This is a genomic window from Kribbella sp. NPDC026596, assembly GCF_040638415.1.
Taxonomy (GTDB): Bacteria; Actinomycetota; Actinomycetes; order Propionibacteriales; family Kribbellaceae; genus Kribbella.
Genome location: NZ_JBEZYF010000002.1, coordinates 242,291 through 262,509, shown reverse-complemented (window position 1 = coordinate 262,509; position 20,219 = coordinate 242,291). Strand labels below are relative to the sequence as shown.

The following is a 20,219-nucleotide window of genomic DNA, read 5'->3' as shown; positions in this document are numbered from 1 at the left end:
CTTCTCCACACCTTCGCCCGCGGCCGGCCCCCCCATCCCAGGGGGCGCCCCGGCCGCGGCTGCTTTGTTGTTGCAGAAGGCAACGTCTGTACGGAAAGTGAAGATTCTTATACAGAGAGTTGTCTTGTTTGAAGGCAATGCAAATGTTTGATCGGGGGGATTCCCGGGGATCGCGGCCCATGACAGCGTTCTCTTGTCGGCGGCGGACGGGTCGCCGACACAGGCTCCAGGTGGTTCCCGATGTACTCCCGTCCGCGACCGGACTGTACCTCCCCTGCCGGTCTCGGAATGAGGCATCGGGCCCGCCCTCCTTCGGGCCGACTGCCCTCTCGGGGCAAACAGCAGGACGCCGGTCGTGCCGCGTGGGCCCGCCGGTCGCCAGTGAGGTGGCGACCGACGCCCGGCATGGCCGGCGTTTCTTTTGCGGCGAGCTCCCCGATGTACTGGTGCTGCTGGGGACCGGTACATCGGGGAGCCGCTCTGTCTCAGGCCAGCTCGAGCTCGGTGGCCGAGCGATGCGGGATCTCGCCGTACGTCGTGCTGCGCTGGCGGGCCGGCCGGCCTGCGGCCGTGGCCATCGCGGTGAGTTCGGCGATGGACTTGCGGCTGCCGTGCTTGGAGCCGGCCATCCGGCTGATGGTCTCTTCCATCAAGGTGCCGCCGATGTCGTTGACGCCGCCGTTCAGGACCGCGACGCAGCCGTCGACGCCGAGTTTGACCCACGAGCACTGGATGTTGTCGATCCGGCCGTGCAGCATGATCCGCGCCATCGCGTGCACCGCGCGGTTCTCGTCGTACGTCGGTCCGGGGCGGGCCACGCCGGCCAGGTAGATCGGCGAGTTCTGGTGGATGAACGGCAGCAGCACGAACTCGGTGAACCCGCCGGTCTGATCCTGGACCGCGGCGATCGTCCGCAGGTGCTGGACCCAGTGGTGTGGCGCGTCGACGTGCCCGTACATCATCGTCGAGCTGGACGGCAGGCCGACCTTGTGCGCCGTGCTGATCACCTCGATCCACGAGGCGGTCGGCAACTTTCCCTTGGTCAGGATCCAGCGCACGTCGTCGTCGAGGATCTCCGCCGCGGTGCCGGGGATGCTGTCCAGTCCGGCCTCCTTGACCGAGATCAGGAAGTCCTCGATCGACAGCCCGGTACGCACGGATCCGTTGACGATCTCCATCGGCGAGTACGCGTGGACGTGCATGTCCGGCACCCGGTCCTTGACCGCACGGACCAGGTCGGCGTACGCCGTACCCGGCAGGTCGGGGTGGATACCGCCCTGCATGCAGACCTCGGTCGCGCCGATCACCCAGGCTTCCTCGGCGCGCTGGCCGACCTCGTCCATCGACAGCGAGTAGGCGTCGGCGTCGGACCGACGCTGGGCGAACGCGCAGAACCGGCAGCCGGTGTAGCAGACGTTGGTGAAGTTGATGTTCCGGTTCACCACGTAGGTGACGTCGTCGCCGACCGTTGCCTTGCGCAACTCATCGGCGAGTCCTGCCAAGGCGTCCAGCGCGGGACCGGTTGCTGTCATCAAGGTCAATGCTTGAGCGTCGGAGAGTCCAGCCGGATCACGTTCAGCCGCAGACAGTGCTGCCTTGATGTCGCCTTCGATGCGTTCTGGTGCTGACCGACCCGCGACATCCTCGCGGAGGACGTCCCAGTCGCCGTACGCGGCGTCGAAGTCCGAGCGAGTCTCGGTACGACGGCCCTCGGTGTCGATCGCGGTGTGCAGATCGGTCCGGCCGACGCTGTCCCACCCGCCATCCGGCTCCTGCCACGGCAGGCCCACCGGCAGAGCGGACTCGTTCGCGAGACCAGTTGCCGGATCGACCAGTGCCTCGACATGCGAGATCAGCCGTGGGTCGAGCCACGGCTCACGCAGGTACTCCGGGTGCGCGGTCAGCCTTTCCCGCAAGACAAAACCGGCATCCGCCGTCACCTTGGCCAGATCATCGATCTGCGGCCAAGGGCGCTCCGGGTTCACATGGTCCGGCGTCAGCGGCGACACCCCGCCGAAGTCGTCGACGCCCGCATCGAGCAGCGCCCGGCACTCGGCCAGGTCGACCAGGTTCGGCGGCGCCTGTACGCGGACCCGCGGCCCGAGCACGACCCGGGTGACCGCGATCGCGGCCAGCCACTCGCCCAGCGGTACGTCGGCGTCGTTGCGCATCGCGGTGTCCGGCTTCACCCGGAACCCCTGGATGATGACTTCCTGGATGCCGTTGTATTGCCGCGCCACCTTCCGCAGCGCGAAGATCGAGTCCGCCCGCTCCACGAGAGTCTCGCCGATCCCGATCAGCAGCCCGGTGGTGAACGGCACGTTCGACCGCCCGGCATCCTCGAGCACCCGCAGCCGGATCGCCGGGTCCTTGTCGGGCGAACCGAAATGCGGCTGGCCCTTCTCCTCGAACAGCCGCCGGGACGTGGTCTCCAGCATCATCCCCATACTCGGCGCGACCGGCTTCAACCGCTGCAGGTCCTGCCACGACATCACCCCGGGGTTGAGGTGCGGCAGCAGCCCGGTCTCCTCCAGGACGCGGATCGACATCGCCCGTACATAGTCGAGCGTGCTGTCGTACCCGGCCTCCTCCAGCCACTGCCGAGCCGCCTCCCAGCGGTCCTCGGGCGCGTCGCCGAGGGTGAAGAGCGCCTCCTTGCAGCCGAGGGCCGCACCCTGCCGCGCGATCTCCAGCACCTCGTCCGGAGACAGGTACGGCGAGTGCACCCGCCCCGGCGTGGTCGCGAACGTGCAGTAGTGACACCGATCCCGGCACAACCGGGTCAGCGGGATGAAGACCTTCTTCGAGTACGTGACGATGCCCGGCCGGCCGGCGTCCGCCAGACCCTGGTCGCGGACCCGGGCCGCGGTCCCCATCAGGGCGGTCAGGGCGTCGCCGCTCGCGCCGAGCAGGACCTCCACCTCCGCCGGGTCGAGGGTCTTGCCGTCGTCCGCGCGCTTCAGGGCGCGGCGCATCGCCGTACTGATGTCGTTGGTTGTCACGTCATCCGAGCCTAGGTGCCGGACGGCGGTCGTTCCCGCGATTCCGGGGACCAAAAACAATCCGTACAGACGTCCTGATAGTTTGCCGTTCGTGCAGGTCAGTAAGGGTGTCGACGGTCGCCGGATGCGCGGTGAGCAGCGGCGGAGCGAGTTGCTGCGGGCCACTCTGACCGTGATCGAGCGCGACGGAGTCGCAGGTGTGAGCCATCGCGCTGTGGCCGCGGTGGCGGATGTGTCGGTCGCGTCGATCACCTACCACTTCGCAACGCTGGACGAGCTGCTCGTCGCGGCACTGGGCTGGGCGGCGGAGGATCTCGCGGCCGAACTGCACGCGCGGGGGAGTGAGTCGGGCGCGCGTCCGGCGGACGAACTCGTGCGCCTGATCGAGCACAGCGTGGTGCGCAGGAGGGGACGGACCCTGGCGCTCTACGAGCTCTATCTGTACGCCGCTCGCCGTCCGGAGCTCAGGCCCGCCGCAGCGGCGTGGCTGGAGCCGTTGACGGACATCGCCCGAGCGTTCACCGCGGATCCGCAGAAAGCAAGGCTCCTGGTTGCGGCGCTGGACGGGCTGCTGATGCAGGCACTGATCGGTAGCCGGCAGGTGGACCGTGCAGACCTCGCCGCCTTATTAGAGGTGCTGAGGTAGGCGGCGCCGGGTAGGGTCGCGAAGGACTCGCCATCGGGAGGTCCGAGTGTCTGACCCCGCAGTTCAGCCACTGTTCGCGTCCGCCGTCCGCGCCGTACGAAAACTCCACGATCTGGGCGATCCATTGCCCGACGACGTGGTTACTCAACTGCCCAAGCTGGAAAGCAGTTCGATGAGCGAGGCGGACAAGCGCAGCCAGCTCGAGACCCTGTTGCGGCCGTTCGTGCTGGTCGACGTGTCGATCGACGAGCAGGGAATCGCTGTGTCCGCACCGGGAGCCGCGCCGCCGAGACTGGTTCAGCACGGCTGGCGCAGCTTCCTCGTGCGAGTCGCCAACCCGCACCGGATCGAGGCCAACCTGGTCACGTGGAACGGCGGCGTGTACGGCTTGATCGACTACCAGAGCCACTCCGCCCGCATCGCGTTGCACGACACGTTGACGGTCGTTCCGCGGATCAAGGACGCGTGGCTGGACGCGAAGATCGCCGCACCCGGTGACCTTTCCGGCCTCGAGGTCGAATACAAGGTCATCAGCCTGTACGCCCGTGACGGCGGCGTCCGCTCGGGCGGGTTGTCGCTCTTCGCCGCGGACGAGCACAACCACCACAGCCTGAGCCGGTCGCCGCTGGGGTTCGCCGGCTTCCGGACGAACTTCGAGTTGCGCGAGTACGCCGCGTCGTTCGACTTCGACTGTGCACCGGCGCGCGAGATCCAGCTGGACATTCGTGAACCCGACGGCCGCAGCTGCATGGCCGCGATCACGGTCCGGGACGCGCAAGGACGTTCGTACCCGTCCAAGGCGATGCGGCTGGCGCCGGACATGTTCTTCCATGAGCACGTCTACCGTGCGACCGGCGAAGTGATCCGGCTGCCCGAAGGGCGATATGAGGTCTCGGCGATCCGCGGACCCGAGTATCGGCAGGTAGTACAGACGGCCGACATCGACGCGGGCACCGAGACGGTTCCGATCACCCTGGACCGCTGGGTCGATCCGGCGAGTCACGGCTACTACTCGGGCGACCCGCACATCCACGCCGGCGGCTGCTCGCACTACAACGTCCCGAGCGAAGGCGTCACGCCGGAAACGATGATCCGGCACGTCCGCGGGGAAGGCCTGTGGCTCGGCAGTGTGCTCACCTGGGCGCCGTGCTACTACCACCAGAAACAGTTCTTCACCGGTGAGTCGATCAGTCCGTCGGCCGACCTGGAATATCCGGCGATGCAAGCCGCACAGGGCATGACCTGGAGCCCGCAGCCGACGGACCGCGATGCCGAGAGTGCGTTGCGGTACGACGTCGAGGTGTCCGGGTTCCCGTCCAGCCATTCCGGTCACTTGATCCTGCTCGGGCTGACCGACCAGGACTACCCGGGAACCAGCTTGATCGAGGACTGGCCGTCGTGGAACCTGCCGGTCCTGCGCTGGGCCAAGGAGCAGAACGCACTGGTCGGGTACGCGCACTGTGGAGTCGGTCTCGGCGTCGGCACCGAGGAACTGCCCAACTACATCGTGCCGTCGTTCCAGGGCATCGGCTCCAACGAGATCATCGTCGACGTACCGCTCGGGGCCGCCGACTTCCAGTGCGGCGGCCAGCTCGCGCCCGCGGCCGAGCTGAACATCTGGTACCACCTGCTCAGCGTCGGCTACCGCACCCTCATGCTCGGTGAGACCGACTATCCGTGCATGTACGACGAGGGCCCGGGAGTCGGGCGTACGTACGTCCGACTGGCCGAGCCGCCCGCGGGTCCGCAGGCGATCGAGGCGTGGATCACCGGGCTGCGGGGGAGCGCGTCGTACTTCGGTGACGGCCGCAGTCATGTGTTCGACCTGGCCGTCGATGGCGACGTCAGCCGTGAGCACCCGCTGGATACGCCTGGGGCGGTGCGGGTCAGCGCGACCGTCGCCGCGTGGCTGCCCGAGGAGCCGCCTGCACCGCCGGCGGGCCGTCCCGTCTACAGCGCTCCGATGGGCTGGCATCTCGAGCGGTCCCGGATCGGCACGTCCCGTGCTGTGGTGGTCGAGGTCGTGCTGAACGGTGTCGTGGTGGCGTCGCAGGAGGTGGTTGCCGATGGCACCGAGCAGGAGGTCGCCTTCGACGTGACGGTCGAGCGCTCGTCCTGGCTCGCGCTGCGGATCCTGCGCAGCGTGCACACCCAGCCGATCTTCCTCGAGATCGACGGCCGGCCGATCCGGGCATCCCGGCGCAGCGCTCAGTGGCTACACGACTCCGTCGACCAACTGTGGAAGGTGAAGTCGGGGTTCATCCGGGAGACCGAGCGGGACGCCGCCCGGCAGGCGTACGACGAGGCGCAGGCCGGCTACTTGGCAAGGCGAGACGAATGCGAGGCCGACTGATGACTCACCAAGCACCCGCGATCGGCTGTTGCGGGCCGGTCGAGACCGACGCGCCGCTCGCGGTGACCATCAACCCGGAGGCGCGGGTGAACGTCGCCCGCAGCGGCGCGCCGATCGGCACCCTGAAGCCGGGTGAGTGGCACACGCTCGCCGTGACGGTCGTCAACGACGGCTTCGTCACCGGGCCGTTGGCGATCGACGCCGAACCGGTCAGCGGGCTCCAGCTCGACCTGCCGGCGCACGAACTGACCGGTGAGCATCGCCAGGAAGCGGCCTTCCGGGTCCGGCTCGAGGCGCCCACCGATGTGGACGTGACCCTGACCTTCCGCGCTCTCGGCGCGCTGGGTGGTCTCGCCAACCACAGCACCATCAACCTGCTGCTGTCGGCCCGCGCATGAGGTAGCGCGGAAGCTACCCACGCTGGGGTCCGTGAGCCAGGGCGACCGCATCGTCCCGCCTGTTGGGTAGGAGGATGCTGAGGTTGTCTGTGGGTGCCGTGCGTACGAGGTGGCAGTTGTTCGCCGGCGCAGTGGTCGCTGTCGCGCTGGGCGTGGGCCTGGTGCAGTCGGGCCTGCAGATGCGAGCCGCCACCGATCGACCAGTGCTGCCGGCCGGACTGTCGGCGTACGACCGGGCCAGAGTGCGTGAAGGGTACGTCGGGGTCGCCACACTGCTCGGGATGTCGGTGATGCTCGCGGTGTTCCTCACCGTGTTCATCGTGAGTACGACGTTCGGCTTCACGGTGGCGCAGCGGCGCCGGGAGCTCGGACTGCTGCGGCTGGTCGGGGCACAGCGCGGATACCTCTGCCTGATGCTGCTCACCGAGGCCGGACTGCTCGGTCTGATCGGGAGTGCGGTCGGTGTGCCGCTCGGACTGCTCGGGACCTGGGCGCAGTCCTGGCTGCTCACCAAGCTCGGGATGCTGCCGTCATGGTTCGACGCGCCGTGGGATCAGGGCGCTCTGTGGGCAGCGATGATCATCGGCGTGAGTACGGCGTTGGCCGGCGTACTCGCGGCGGCCTGGCGAGCGTCGCGGATCCGTGCGCTCGAAGCCCTCGTCGACAGCCGCGCCGCGCACAAAGTGATGACTGGCTGGCGATGGTTCTGGGGACTGTCGGCCGCGTTCTGCACGGTGGTGCTGGTGATCGCCGCGCAGGCCGCGCGTGATCTGGTCGCCGGGTTGATGATCGGACTCGTCGTGATGATCAGTGGCTCGGTCGCGCTCAGTCAGCTCAGCCCGATCGTCGTACCGCTGGCCGGTCGGCTGCCCGCGGCCGCCCTTCGTGGCAACCTGATCGCCGATCTCGCGCGGGCCGGCGTCCTGCACGCCGTACGGCGAAGTGCGGCAACGGCGGCGCCCTTGATCGTGCTGGTGGGACTCGTGGTCGGGTTATGGGGGACGTTCGGGTCGCTCGCGAAGGCGGTCGGAGTGGAGCAGGAGCGGTTGATCACCGCCGATCTCGTCGTCGACCACGCGGTAGCCAAGCGATCGGGAGTCGCGATCGCGTCGGTGCAGACCGCTGTACCCATCACCATCCGGCGCGGCAAGAACACGGTGTACTCGGAGGCGATCGGGATCGATCCCCAGGCGTACCAGCAGACGCACAAGCTGCGGCCGCGGAAGGGATCGCTGGATCGGCTGACCGGCCGAGCGATCGTCATCGGTCCAGGCATGGCTGCGGAGGGCTACAAGCTCGGGTCGACCCTAAAGATTGCCCTTGGCAACAGAACGATGCCGGTCAAGGTCGTGGCGATCATGCCGGAGACGCTGGATGTCAGCGAGAACTTCTTCATTCCCAGAGGCCTGTTGCCCGCGGGGGGCCGGACGGAGACGCTGGTGAAGGTTGCGTCGGGCAGTGCGTCGGGCCAGGTCGCGGCTGAGGTGGGTGGAAGGGTGCAGACGGTCGGGGAGTGGGCGGAAGGCCGTGGTGCGGCTCAGCAGCGGAGCAACGCGGGGTTGTTCGCCGCGTTGATGGGGCTGGCCGGGATCTTCGCGGCCGTTGCCGTGGTCAACGCGGTGGTGATGTCCACGGCCGACCGGCGTCGGGAGTTCGCGCTGGCCCGGATGGCCGGGCTGACTCGCGGGCAGGTCGTCGCGGTTGCGCTTGTCGAGTCCGCCACCGTCGTCGTTGTCGGCGTACTGCTCGGATCGGTCGTTGCGGGCGCGGCGTTGGCCGGCATCGCGGCCGGTCCGTACGGCCTGGCGGCGTTGGCGATTCCGTGGCGGTTGCTCGGCCTGATCTTCGGCACGGCGCTGGCGGTGGTCGGTGCGGCCGCGGCCTTGACCGCTCATCAGGCAACGCGGCCGCACCCGTTGTCAGCGGCCCGCGACTGACTTTTCGCCGGCCCGGCACATGCTGCGCAGCACCAGGTGGTGGAACGGCCGGATCAGGTTGTAGTAGACGCGTCCGGCCGGTCGCAGATACTTCACCAACGTCACAACCTTGAACGAGGCCGGCTGTTCGTTGTCGGTGATGATCGCCAGCCAGCCGATCAGGTGGTTGTCCGAGATCTTCAGCAACAAGTAGTGATCCTCCTCTCCGCGTACGACGGTGAAGAACGACGCGCGATCGCCTGGCGTGAAACTCACCGTCTCCGGCCGCAGTCGAAACGAGTCGGGGACCCCAGTGGTCTCCAGCCGGAGCACCAGGGCCACCACCATCCGAACCCCGAACAGCGCCTTCACCCACAGCGGTGCATGACCGAGAGCGCCGGCGGTGAACTCGCGCAAGGACACCGGACCGCGAGCGGTCTTCACGTCGACCACGTCGACGGTGGGCAGCAGGTCGTCGAGCTCAGGCAGGTCGGTGCGGGTCGGCATGGCGACTCCTCTAGTCGATGGACGCGAGACGCAGGGTCATCGCGTAGATGTCGCGCAGGTCGGTCTTGGTGACGGGCGGCAGCACCTGCTCGGCGCCGATCAGGATCAGGTACAGCAGTTGCGCGAACCGGTCCGGATCTACGTCCGCCTTCAGCCCGCGACACAGCTCCGTCAGGTACGCCGTTCGCGCGCGGTCCACCCGCTCTTGCGCAGCTCGTACTTCGGGATCCTGCAGGGCCCACGCCCGTACGGCGATCTCCAGCCTGGCGCTGTCGGGGTCGGACAGCACGAGTCGCAGCAGGTGCCGCAACTTCGCCGAGGGCTCGGCATCGCGCTCGACGATGTCGATGAGCCGCGTGGTGAACTGCGCTTCGAAGTACTCCAGGAGTGCGGTCCGGAAGCCGGCGGCGCCCTTGAAGTGGTGGTAGTACGAGCCTTTGGTGACGCCGAGCTTCCCGGTCAGTCGCTCGATCGTCACCGCCGGCGCACCTTCGTCCGCCAGCAGCTCGAGACCTGCGTCCAGCCATTCGGTCCGCGTCACCATATGCAGGACCATACCATACCGTTTGGTATGGTCAGATCTTCTCGCCGAAGAGCTCGACCGCCGTGAGGAACACGTCGCCTTCGGTGACCTGGAGGGTTCGCTCGACGGTGTCGAAGGTGCCGAAGGCGTTGCCGGTCGACCAGAAGACGTGCCGTACGCCGGCGATCCGCGGTGCGAAGCGCATCACTCCGGACCGGCCGTCGTAGTCGAAGCCGGTCAGCGCGACGACCGCACCCCAGCTCGCCATCGCCCGCGCGTAGTGGTGACCGCACTCCGCCTCGTCGAACGGGTTCCGCCGCTCGCCGTCGTACCGCGCCCGGATGTCGGCGATCACCTTCAGCCCCTCGTCGACCAGCCCTTCCGAGATCAGGCCGACCGCGAGGATGTGCTCGAATCCGGTCATCACCTCGGTGAAGTACGGGAACGGCCGCTCGGGCCGATTGCCGCGCGGGTAGCTGCACATCAGTACGGCGGACTCGTCGCCCAGCACGTAACTCCGCATGTGGTTGAAATGCCCGTCGAACCCGGAAAGCCCGTTGTGCTTGAGGATGCTGCGCAACGTCGTCACAACGTGGTCCGGATTGTGCAGTGTGCCGAGCTGCGTCAGGCGGGCGAGGTGTTGCCCCACGAGCTGATCGACGAGACAACCGTCGCCCAGTTGCAGCACGGGGTTGGTCGGATCGGCCGCGCCCATCGTTTCGCGCAGGCCCGGCGCGACGTCGTCGGCGGACGCCGGCGGACGAATCTCGTGCCGGTAGTACTCGCCGTTGAACAGATGCTCATCCATCCACGCTCGCCCGTTGTCGAAGAGCTTCCGGCATTCCGCGGCGAGGTCGTCGACGCCGAGGTGCTTGGCCATCTCCTCGGATGCGCGGAGAGCGGCCAGGTACCAGGACTGCATCTGCGCGTTGGGGCCGTAGTACTCGACGTCCATCGTGTTGTGCTGGCAGCCCTCCATCACGCCGTCGCGGTCGGCGTCCCACCCGCCGGGGATCCAGCAGAACTCGAGCGCCCGCCGGGCCGCGGGCCACAGCGAACGCAGCAGGTCGTCGTCACCGCTGAGTCGCCAGTCACGATAGAGCTTGACCAAGCTCCCGAGTTGGCCGTCGGCCGCGGCGACCCGCCAGTCCCGTGCGCTCGTCTTCAAGGGCAGTCCGACCCGGAAGCTCATCAGGCCCTGCTCGTCCGTCGCGTGGCCGAACTCGACTTCGCGCAGTGAACGAGCGATCTGGCCGAACAGGAACGGCGTCGCCTGCTCGTAGTTCCACACGTGGGTGCAGTTGCCGAAGCAACTGCCTTCATGATCGGAACATCCTTCCCAGCCGAAGAATCGGCCGTCCGGCGTACGGAAAACGGTCTGCGTCCGCAGCGTGCTGAGATTGAACAGCGCGGCTTGTTTCACCTGCGAAGGGAGATCGCTGCCGAGGAAATCCGTGACGAATGCGACGGTACGCCGTTCCAAATCGTCGAGTTGTTGCGCGAAGCGGCACAACGAAGTCCAGGCATCGTCCACCAACGTTGTGTAGTAATTGCCGACGATGTCGGATTTCTCCCAGGCGCGCCGATTCGGGAAATGCCACGCGAGCAGGAATGTGAAGCGTTCCGTCGCGCCGGCGGCGATCGTACGGCGGTCGGCGACCGAGGCGATCGGGGTCGCGGATTCGCTGGTGCGTTCATCGAGCCGGCCGTCGGCGCTGAAGTCGTCCCAGAAGTCGAGCAGGCTGTCACCCCAGGTCCGGTCCGCCCAGCCGGTCCGACGACTCACGTCTTGCCCGTCCAGCACCGCCAGCGCCATCGAGCCGAACTGCTCGGCGCTGGGATCGACGCCGCGACTGCGCAGCAGCACACCATCCGCGCGGACGTCCGAGCCATCCAGCCGCCCCGCCTCGCCGGTGGCCGTGGTGTTGTAGTTGCCTGCAGCAACATCCGTGGTGCCGTCCCGGCCGATGAAGTTCTCCAGCGATCCGGCCAGCGCCACGGTCAACGGCTCGGTGCCCCGGTTCGTCACCACCAAGCGCAGTACCGCGACCGGCCACGAGCTGGCCCCGACGTCGGCCGGGACGAGCGGGTTGAACGCTTCCAGATCGACGTCGACCGGTACGTCGTCATCGCGGAGCTCGAGCCGCCCGAACGGGTACGCCGTACCGAAGGTGGCCTCGCGGAAACGCGGGAGGCCGTGGTTCTGGGCGCGGCTGCCGTGGGCGCCTTCGTACTCACTGAGGTCCAGTGGGCCCTCGACGGCACGAGTGGTCACGGTGCCGTCAGGGGACTCGGCGCGGATCGCGAAGAACGCCGTACCGGGCTGGAAGCCCTTGGCCGGACGGTTCACGATCTCCCAGTCGCGGAGGTTGCCGCGGCCGCCGAGGCTGACCGTTCCGGTCCCGATACCGCCGAGCGGCAGCGCGATCCGGCGGAGCTGACGGTCGGTGTACGTACGCAGAATGGGCCAAGTCGTCATGTGACCCACTGTCGCCTCTTTGTGCACCCACCAACCATTTCGCCCCGCCGACGGTGGTTGGTGGGTGCCCAAAGGGGGCTAGGCGTCGGCGGCGGTGAGGGCTTCGGCTTCGACGTTGGAGTGGTTGGCGGGGATGCGGAGGTGGGCGAGGGGCTTCCAGCCGGTGGCCAGGACGCCTACCGCGAGGAGCACCGCGAAGGCGCCGACGTAGAACGGGAGCTGGATGTTGACCTCTTCGCCGAGCTTGCCGGCCAGCCACGGCGCGACCGCTCCGCCGGAGAACCGGACGAAGGAGTACGCCGCCGACGCCGTACCGCGCTCGACCGGGGCGGCGCCCATGACGGCCTCGGTGATCAGCGTGTTGTTGATGCCGAGGAAGAGGCCGGCCACGATCACGCCGACCGCGAGCACTCCCTTGTGGTGTGCGTAGATCCCCATCACCGCGAGGTCAGCACCGAACAGCAGCAGCGACGTCATGACCACCGGCAGCGTGCCGAACAGGCGCTGCAGCCGCGGCGCGACGAATACCGAGGTGACCGCCAGTCCGATGCCCCAGCCGAAGAAGATCAGGCCGATCTGGCGCGCCGACATCGCCAGCGGGAACGGCGTGAAGGCGAGCAGCGTGAAGAAGCCGAAGTTGTACAGCAGCGCGGTGACCGCGACGGTCGCCAAGGACCGGTGCCGCAACGCCTTCAGTGGCTCGATGATCGACGTACGACGTCCTTCCACCGGCGATGCGGGGAGCAGAAATGCCGTCGCGGCCAGCGCGATCGTCATCAGTACGGCGACGCCGAAGAACGGACCGCGCCACGAGATCGTGCCGAGCTCACCGCCGACCAGCGGGCCGGCCGCGATGCCGACACCGAGGGCGGCCTCGTACAGGATGATCGCCTGGGCGACCGAGCCGCTGGCGGAGTTGACGATGGTGGCCAGGGCGGTGGCGATGAAGAGCGCGTTGCCGAGACCCCAGCCGGCCCGGAAGGCGACGATCATGCCGATCGAGTTGGACAGGCCGGCCAATGCGCTGAACACGACGATGATGGCCAGGCCGATGAGCAGGGTGCGCTTCGCGCCGATCCGGCTGGAGACCGCGCCGGTGATCAGCATCGCCACACCGATGACTGCCATGTAGCTGGTGAACAGCAGCGAGACCTGGGACGGGCTCGCGTGCAACTGCTCGGCGATCGGCTTGAGGATCGGGTCCACCAGGCCGATGCCCATGAATGCGATCACGCAGGCGAACGCGACCGCCCAGACGGACTTGGGCTGCTTCAGAAACGACGAGTTGCTCACCGGGGCGTGTCCTCCAACGGTTCGAGGGTGAGGAGTTTGTGGATGACGGCGACCGCGGCCTCGAGCGTGGTGAGGTCCGTCGCGGGGAGCTGGCTCAGGCGGGCTGCCAGGGCGACGCCGGCCTGCTGCCGGGCGCTCCGCAGCTCGGCCAAGCCGGCGTGCGTGAGGCTGATCAGGCTGGCGCGGGAGTCGGCCGGGTCGGCCGCACGGTGCACCCAGCCCTGCTCTTCCAGGCGTTGCACCAGGGTGGACATGGTCGGCTGGGAACACCGGTCGGCCTTGGCCAGCTCACTGATCCTGGCCTGACCCAGCTCATCCAGCCGCCCGAGCACCCGCATCGCGGCGTGCGGCAGCGTGTTCACATCCCTGGTCGCCATCCGCGTCAACCGCGACGACGCGACCACGACATCCTCGCCGAGCCGAGTCAGCTCCGTAGCAATCACACCCACGAATATACATAGGAAACCTATGTATCTCCACCGGTTGAACGGTGAACCAGGTCACTCAGAGCTGGGTGGGCGATGACCGCAGCGGCTTCGGCCGGTCCGTCGGCGGTGGCGTAAAGCTTCTGGATCCGCTCGGCGGCCTCGCGGTGGGATTGGTCGTCGAGCATTCGGGCGGCTTGGGCGGCCAGGGTGGTGGGGCGGGCTCGGCGGGCGGCGTTGAGGCGTTCGACGAGGGCGACGTTGAGGTCTTGTTCGATGTGCAGGGGGATGCCGAGGAGCGGCGTACCGCTGGCCATCGCGGTTTGGACGCTGCCCTGGCCGCCGGTGGTGACGGCGAGCTCGACCTGCGGCATGACGAGGTGGCTCGGCAGCACGCCCTTGATCAGGACCTGGTCCGTGGCCAGGTCGCCGAGGTCGTGGATGGTGCCGGCGACCAGGATCCGTACGTCGAGACGGCTCAGCTCGGCGATCGCCGTACGGACCTGGGCGGCTGGGGTCGACGTCATGGCGAGGTAGATCGTCGGACCGGGCCGGTCGAGGAACTTCTGTACGTCGGCCGGCATCGGGAGATCCAGTTGCGCGAACAGCGGCCCGACCGCCCTGAGCTGCGCACCTGCTCGATACCCCTTGCCCGGGGTCCAGGCGGCCAGCTCGGCGGCGGAGATCCCGAGCACCTCCGGAACCTCCGGGACCAGCGAGAGGTCGCCGAGTAGGAGAGAGGCCAGGCTCGGGATCCCTTCCACGCCGAGCTCGGCGGCCACCCGGTTGAAGCCACCGCAGTACGCCGTGATGCGGTTGGGGGACCGGTTGACGAGGAACCGGGCCAGCCAGGCCGGCGCGTGCTTCAAACGCGGATCCACCGGCCGGGTCGGCGCCGGAAGGAGTCGACGCTCGAAGACCGGCGGCACGAAGCTCCCGGCATGTTCGGTGATCACGCGTACGCCGGTCAGTCGCGACGACAGCAACGTGGTCAGCGTGAATCCGGTGACCGCGACCGTGATCTTGTGGGTGCGGAAGTACTCCGCCTCGGCCGCGACGTACGTCCGGATCTCGGCGTCGTCGTACATGCTCTGCCGGGGATCGCCGAGGCCGACGGCCGAACCGACGAAGGCGGCAGCGCGAGTGGGGGACAGTCCGGGACCGAGTACGTCGTACTCGACGCCAGCCTCGGCGAGTAAGCGTTCGTGGGGACCGCCGTGAGTGGCGACGCGCACTGCGACGCCGAGCTCGGTGAGGGCGCGGTGGAGCTCGAGCATCCGGGACGTCTCGGACAGGTAGGCGCAGTGTGGCAGCAGACAGATCACGATTGCCCCCTTCGGCGATGATAGGTAATATATTGCCTATGTCGTCGTGGAACAAGAGCGAGAAGCTGTTCGGGCTCGGAGCGGATTCGGAGTTGGCGCCGCCGGTCCGGGCCTTCCGGACGGCGCTGATGCTTGCCCAGAAGCTACGCAACGAGATGGACGAGCGGCTGCGGGCGGACGGGCTGACCACCCAGCAGGCCGCCTTGATCACCGTCGTCAAGGCGATGGGGAAGCCGTCGCTGGCCGAGGCGGCCGCCGCGCTGGGAAGCACGCATCAGAACGTCGCGCAGATCGTCGCGGCCTTGCAGCGCAAGGAGTTGCTGCAGGTCGAGCCCGATCCGGCGGACGGCCGACGCAAGTTGCTCTCAGCAACGAACCACAGTGCGGCCTATTGGCGAGAGCGTGACGCCGGGGACATCGCCGCGGTGGCCGACTGGTTCGCCGACCTGAGTCCGGACGAGCTCCAGACCTTCTGCGAACTGTCCGAGCGTGTGATCGTGAGAATCGACCGTGCTTAAGGCAGTGCTGGGCAGTACGGTGTTCTTCTTCGCCGCACCGTGCATGGTCGGTGGTGTGGTGCCGTGGTGGGTGAGTGGATGGGCGGCGCCGCGGTTCTGGCCGGGGTTCGTGGTGGTCGCGGCCGGTGCGTTCGTGGTGCTGCGGGCTTTTGTGCGATTCGTTCGGGAAGGGCGGGGGACGCCGGCGCCGGTGGCGCCGACGGAGGAGTTGGTGGTCGGTGGTGACTATCGCTTCGTCCGCAACCCCATGTATGTGGGGGTGGTGACCGCGATCTTCGGGCAGGCGCTGGTCTTTCTCGACCCGTGGGTGCTCGCGTACGGCGTACTCGCGTGGGCCGTCATGGCGTCGTTCGTGCGTTGGTATGAGGAGCCGGTGTTGCTGGAGCGGTACGGCCGGCAGTACGAGGAGTACCGCCGAACCGTGCCCGCGTGGATCCCGAGGATCCGAAGAGCCTAGCGGGCCTGCACGCCTCGTTTATCGGAGGACGGGGTCCTGTTGGCGCGGGTACGTTGACGGGATGGACAAGCGCTTTCTCGGTCGGACCGGGCTGGAAGTCAGTGAATTGTGTCTTGGCACGATGACGTTCGGCACTGAGACCGACCAGTCGACCGGCCACCGGATCCTGGACGAGTTCGTCGCCGCCGGCGGCACGATGATCGACACCGCGGATACGTACGCCGCTGGTCGTTCGGAGGCGATCATCGGCAGCTGGCTGAAGACCAGGAACCGTGACGACCTGGTGATCGCGACCAAGGTGTACGGCGAGGCCGGGCCGGGACTGCCGGTCCGTGGGGCCGGACGTAAGCACATCATGGCGGGGGTGGAGGCGAGCCTGCGCCGGCTGCAGACCGACTTCATCGACCTGTACCAGATCCACGTCTTCGACGACGCGACTCCGCTGGAAGAGACGCTGACCACGCTCGACAACCTGGTGACCAGCGGGAAGGTCCGGTTCATCGGCGCCAGCAACCTGACCGGCTGGCAGCTGCAGAAGGCGATCGACCTGTCCCGCCATCACAACCTGGAGCCGTACGTCTGCCTGCAGCCGCTCTACAACCTGCTCGACCGCGACGCCGAGCTCGACCTGATTCCGGTCTGCGAGAACGAGGGTGCCGGCGTGATCGCCTGGAGCCCACTGGCCGGCGGCTGGCTGTCCGGCAAGTACACCAAGGACGCGGGCGGTCCGCCGCCCGGCTCCCGCTCCAACCAGGCGGACTGGGACGCTCACAACACCGACCGCACCTGGCGCGTACTCGATGCCCTCCGCGCGGTCGCGACCGAGGTCGACCGAACCCCCGCCCAGGTCGCCCTCCGCTGGGTGATGCAGCGCCCAGGCCTGACCGCCCCCATCATCGGCGCCCGAACCCCGGACCACCTGACCGACAACCTGGGCGCAACCGGCTGGTCCCTCACCGACGACCAGATGCACCGCCTGACCGAGGCGGGCGACGGCCCCCTGCCCTACCCCCACAACATCCTCCGCCTCCCCCAGTTCGTCCGCCGCCCGAGCTGACGATGCCCGAACGTGCAGTTGTGCAAAATTTCAGGGTTAATAGTTTGCAGTGAGTGCAAGTTTGTTCTTAGCCTGGGTGGGTGATGCAGGCAGAGGGTGGGTTGCGGGAGCGGAAGAAGCGGGAGACGCGGGCGGCGCTGGCCGAGGCCGCGTTGCGGCTGGCGCTGGAGAAGGGGCCGGACCACGTCACGGTCGAGGAGATCGCCGAGGCGGCGGACGTCTCGGTGCGGACCTTCTTCAACTACTTCCCGCACAAGGAGCACGCGATCCTCGGGCGCAACCCCGAGCACCTCGAGCGTGCCCTGGAGCGGATGCGGACGGCCCCGCCCGAGGAGTCGCCGCTGACCACGATGTGGTTCATCGTGCACGACGTACTGCGCGACCTCGAGAACGAGGGCGAGTTGTCACGACGCGGTGAGCTGATCATGGGGTCCCCGAACCTGCTGTACCAGCTGATGATGGCGAGCTTCGACGACGAACGGCAGCTCACCGCCGCCCTCGCCGCCCGGATGGGCGAGCCGGAGTCCGCCGTTCGGCCGGCGCTGATCGTCAGCACCGCCGGCGCCGCCTGCCGGGTGGCGATGGAACTGCACAAGAACGCCCCCGGCCGGCCGGTCCGCGAGCTGGTCGACGAAGGCTTCCAACTACTTGCCCAAGGCATCGATCCCGCCTTCGGGCCGAACCAGAGCAACCAGAAAGGTCATTCATGACGACGACCTCGTCACCGGACAGTACGGCCGAGGGGGCCGGTCCCGCGGTCGCCTTGACACCACGCCAGACCATCCAGGCCATCTCCGGCCTGATGATGGGGATGTTCGTGGCGATCCTGGCCGGCACCGTGGTGTCGACCGCGTTGCCGCGGATCATTCACGACCTGGGGGCGAGCCAGTCCTCCTACACCTGGGTCGTCACCCTCGAGTTGCTCACGATGACGGCCACGGTGCCGTTGTGGGGCAAGCTCGCCGACCTCTACAACAACAAGCTGCTGGTCCAGCTGTCGCTGGGTTTCTTCGTGATCGGCTCGCTCGTCGCCGGATTCGCTCCGAACATCGAGGTACTGCTGGGCAGCCGGGTCCTGCAGGGCCTCGGCGCCGGCGGTCTGACCGCACTGGTGCAGATCGTGATGGCGGCGATCATCCCGCCGCGCGAGCTCGGCCGGTACTCCGGGATCTTCGGCGCGATCTTCGCCTCGGCGACCGTCGGCGGACCGTTGCTCGGCGGTTTCCTGGTCGACTCGCCGCTCGGCTGGCGGGCCTGCTTCCTGGTCGGCGTGCCGTTCGTACTCGCGGCGATCGTGCTGCTGCAGCGCACGCTGAAGCTGCCGACCGTTCGCCGGGAGGTGAAAATCGACTGGTGGGGCGCGTTCCTGATCACTGCCGGGGTGAGCACGCTGCTGGTCTGGTCGTCGTTCGCCGGGAACAAGTTCGAGTGGGTGTCCGGCTGGAGCTTCCTGCTGGTCGCGGTGGCGCTCGTGGCGCTGGTGGCCGCGGTGCTGGTCGAGCGCGGGCATCCCGAGCCGATCATCCCGATGGACCTGTTCCGCAACCGGACGGTGACGCTGGCCATCGTCGCCAGCGCGCTGGTCGGCGTGGCGATGTTCGGTGGCTCGGTGTTCCTCGCGCAGTACTTCCAGATCGCGCAGGGCTACACCCCGACCAAGGCCGGGCTGATGAGCCTGCCGATGATCCTGGCCATGATGGTCGCGTCCACGATCGCCGGTGGGCTGATCACGAAGTACGGCAAGTGGAAGGTCTACCTGGTCGTCGGCAGCGTGCTGCTGCCGATCGGGCTGGCGTTGTTCGGCACGATCGACGCGCACACCTCGAAGTACCTGCTGTGGGCCTTCATGATCGTCCTCGGGGTCGGCATCGGCCTGGTGATGCAGAACCTGGTGCTCGCCGCGCAGAACGACGTACCGGCGCGCGAGCTGGGTGCGGCGACCTCGGCGGTGAGCTTCTTCCGCAGCATGGGCGGCACCATCGGCGTGAGTGTGCTCGGTGCGATCCTGGCGAACAAGGTCACCGAGACGCTGAACCCGGGCGGTGCCTCGTCCGGCGGCAGCGGCGCGGTGCCGAACATCGCCGAACTACCGGAGCAGGCCCGAGCCGTCGTCGAGAACGCGTACGGCGCGGCGACCGCGGACCTGTTCATGATGTCGGTGCCGTTCGCGGTGCTCGCCCTCGTCGCGGTCCTCTTCATCAAGGAGAAGCCCCTCCTCACCACCTCGGGCGCCGAGCGCCGAGCCCAGGAGGAGCCTGACATCCTGGACGCATGATCGTTGCATTCAGCATCAGCCCCTCCGGGGGTGACGAGACCGGAGGCGTGAGCCAGGCGGTGGCCGAAGCCATCCGCGTGGTCCGCGCCTCCGGTCTACCGAACGAGACCAACGCGATGTTCACCAACCTCGAGGGCGAGTGGGACGAGGTGATGGCCGTGGTCAAGCAGGCCGTCGACGCGGTCGCCGCCGTCTCGCCTCGCGTCAGCCTGGTCCTCAAGGCGGACATCCGCCCCGGCTACACCGGCCAGCTCACCGCGAAGGTGGAGCGGATCGAGCAGGCGCTAGCCGACTGAGTTGAGGGCTGCGACCACAGCGTCGTACCGGTTCTCGCGTTCGGCGTCGCGGAGGAAGCGGACGCGGTCGACGAGGATCTCGTCGGCCTCGGGCTGCTTCTGCAGCAGTTCCATCGTCTCGGACAGGTACTCGTCCAGGGGCATTGCCCGCTCGTCGTCCTCCTGGCCCAGCAGCGCGGTCCGGACGGCCGGCGGGACCACCTCGATCACCTGGACCCCGCTGTCCGCGAGCTGGATCCGCAGGCTCTGGGTGTAGCTGTGGATCGCGGCCTTGGTGGCACTGTAGGTCGGTGTGATCGACAGTGGCACGGAGGCGAGACCGGACGAGACGGTCAGGATCGCCGGATCGCGCTGCTTCAGCAGGTACGGCGTGAACGCGGTGATCGTGCGGATCGTGCCGAGCAGGTTGATGTCGATCGTCTGCTCGGCGGTCGCGAGGTGACCGGGATCGCGCAGGTCCTCGATCTGCATGATGCCGGCCATCGTGATCAGCACGTTGACCTCATGGGTGCTGGTCACCCGCTCGAAGGCGGCCGCGATCGAGGCCGGGTCGGCGACGTCGAGCGTGATGCCCTCGATGCCGTCCTCCGCGGCGATCCGGTCGAGCAGGTCCTTGCGGCGGCCGCTGATGATCACGGTGTTGCCGAGGTCGCGGAACTTGCGGGCCAGGCCGAGGCCGATACCCGACGTACCGCCGGTCAGGAAGATCGTGTTGCCAGTCGGTTTCATGCCTCCAGACTGTGATCGGA

The 20,219-nt window shown here is 67.9% G+C and carries 18 protein-coding genes; 10 read left to right on the top strand and 8 right to left on the bottom strand.

Annotated elements, in window-relative coordinates; all coding sequences use genetic code 11:
* Positions 1-485 precede the first annotated feature (485 nt).
* Positions 486-3,002 carry a bifunctional FO biosynthesis protein CofGH gene (locus AB0E63_RS02815; RefSeq protein ID WP_360360297.1) on the bottom strand — a complete coding sequence of 839 codons (2,517 nt, stop codon included), beginning with the start codon at positions 3,000-3,002 and terminating at the stop codon, positions 486-488.
* 91 nt (positions 3,003-3,093) lie between these two features.
* On the opposite strand from AB0E63_RS02815, the gene AB0E63_RS02810 reads away from it, so the two are divergent.
* From AB0E63_RS02810 to AB0E63_RS02795, 4 genes are all read left to right on the top strand, one after another.
* Positions 3,094-3,648: a TetR family transcriptional regulator gene (locus AB0E63_RS02810; protein WP_360360294.1), complete on the top strand. Its 555-nt coding sequence runs from the start codon at positions 3,094-3,096 to the stop codon at positions 3,646-3,648.
* Between the two features lie 46 nt (positions 3,649-3,694).
* Positions 3,695-6,001 carry a CehA/McbA family metallohydrolase gene (locus AB0E63_RS02805; RefSeq protein WP_360360291.1) on the top strand — a complete coding sequence of 769 codons (2,307 nt, stop codon included), beginning with the start codon at positions 3,695-3,697 and terminating at the stop codon, positions 5,999-6,001.
* Entirely contained in the window at positions 6,001-6,399 is a 399-nt protein-coding gene (locus AB0E63_RS02800) for a hypothetical protein (protein WP_360360288.1), read from the top strand. The genes AB0E63_RS02805 and AB0E63_RS02800 overlap by 1 nt, the downstream gene beginning before the upstream one ends.
* 98 nt (positions 6,400-6,497) lie before the next feature.
* Entirely contained in the window at positions 6,498-8,336 is a 1,839-nt protein-coding gene (locus AB0E63_RS02795) for an FtsX-like permease family protein (protein WP_360360285.1), read from the top strand.
* Here the strand turns inward: AB0E63_RS02795 and AB0E63_RS02790 are convergent.
* From AB0E63_RS02790 to AB0E63_RS02765, 6 genes are all read right to left on the bottom strand, one after another.
* The gene (locus AB0E63_RS02790; protein WP_360360282.1) at positions 8,319-8,822 is read right to left on the bottom strand and encodes a DUF2867 domain-containing protein; all 504 of its coding nucleotides are present in this window, start codon (positions 8,820-8,822) and stop codon (positions 8,319-8,321) included. The two genes, AB0E63_RS02795 and AB0E63_RS02790, sit on opposite strands and share 18 nt — an antisense overlap.
* Before the next feature lie 10 nt (positions 8,823-8,832).
* On the bottom strand, positions 8,833-9,366 hold the full coding sequence (locus AB0E63_RS02785) for a TetR/AcrR family transcriptional regulator (protein ID WP_360360279.1): 534 nt from the start codon (positions 9,364-9,366) through the stop codon (positions 8,833-8,835).
* 31 nt (positions 9,367-9,397) lie between these two features.
* Positions 9,398-11,824: a GH116 family glycosyl-hydrolase gene (locus tag AB0E63_RS02780; protein WP_360360276.1), complete on the bottom strand. Its 2,427-nt coding sequence runs from the start codon at positions 11,822-11,824 to the stop codon at positions 9,398-9,400.
* A 78-nt stretch (positions 11,825-11,902) separates the two neighbouring features.
* Positions 11,903-13,117: an MFS transporter gene (locus AB0E63_RS02775; protein WP_360360274.1), complete on the bottom strand. Its 1,215-nt coding sequence runs from the start codon at positions 13,115-13,117 to the stop codon at positions 11,903-11,905.
* Entirely contained in the window at positions 13,114-13,560 is a 447-nt protein-coding gene (locus AB0E63_RS02770) for a MarR family transcriptional regulator (RefSeq protein WP_360360272.1), read from the bottom strand. The genes AB0E63_RS02775 and AB0E63_RS02770 overlap by 4 nt, the downstream gene beginning before the upstream one ends.
* Before the next feature lie 23 nt (positions 13,561-13,583).
* A complete protein-coding gene (locus AB0E63_RS02765; RefSeq protein WP_360360270.1) occupies positions 13,584-14,867 on the bottom strand; it encodes a nucleotide disphospho-sugar-binding domain-containing protein in 1,284 nt (427 codons plus the stop codon).
* 38 nt (positions 14,868-14,905) lie between these two features.
* Between AB0E63_RS02765 and AB0E63_RS02760 the strand changes: the two genes are divergently transcribed.
* The 6 genes from AB0E63_RS02760 (at position 14,906) to AB0E63_RS02735 (ending at position 19,470) form a co-directional block, all read left to right on the top strand.
* Positions 14,906-15,385, top strand: coding sequence for a MarR family transcriptional regulator (locus tag AB0E63_RS02760; RefSeq protein WP_360360268.1), 480 nt, complete (start codon positions 14,906-14,908; stop codon positions 15,383-15,385).
* Entirely contained in the window at positions 15,378-15,842 is a 465-nt protein-coding gene (locus tag AB0E63_RS02755; RefSeq protein WP_360360266.1) for an isoprenylcysteine carboxylmethyltransferase family protein, read from the top strand. The genes AB0E63_RS02760 and AB0E63_RS02755 overlap by 8 nt, the downstream gene beginning before the upstream one ends.
* 61 nt (positions 15,843-15,903) lie before the next feature.
* Complete coding sequence (locus AB0E63_RS02750; protein ID WP_360360264.1) at positions 15,904-16,899, top strand: aldo/keto reductase; 996 nt, start codon at positions 15,904-15,906, stop codon at positions 16,897-16,899.
* 83 nt (positions 16,900-16,982) lie between these two features.
* Positions 16,983-17,609, top strand: a complete 627-nt coding sequence (locus AB0E63_RS02745; protein WP_360360318.1) for a TetR family transcriptional regulator — start codon at positions 16,983-16,985, stop codon at positions 17,607-17,609.
* Positions 17,606-19,174: an MDR family MFS transporter gene (locus tag AB0E63_RS02740; protein ID WP_360360261.1), complete on the top strand. Its 1,569-nt coding sequence runs from the start codon at positions 17,606-17,608 to the stop codon at positions 19,172-19,174. The genes AB0E63_RS02745 and AB0E63_RS02740 overlap by 4 nt, the downstream gene beginning before the upstream one ends.
* Positions 19,171-19,470, top strand: a complete 300-nt coding sequence (locus AB0E63_RS02735) for a thiamine-binding protein (RefSeq protein ID WP_360360258.1) — start codon at positions 19,171-19,173, stop codon at positions 19,468-19,470. The genes AB0E63_RS02740 and AB0E63_RS02735 overlap by 4 nt, the downstream gene beginning before the upstream one ends.
* Here AB0E63_RS02735 and AB0E63_RS02730 read toward each other — a convergent pair.
* Positions 19,459-20,199 carry an SDR family NAD(P)-dependent oxidoreductase gene (locus tag AB0E63_RS02730; protein ID WP_360360255.1) on the bottom strand — a complete coding sequence of 247 codons (741 nt, stop codon included), beginning with the start codon at positions 20,197-20,199 and terminating at the stop codon, positions 19,459-19,461. The two genes, AB0E63_RS02735 and AB0E63_RS02730, sit on opposite strands and share 12 nt — an antisense overlap.
* Between the last annotated feature and the right edge of the window lie 20 nt (positions 20,200-20,219).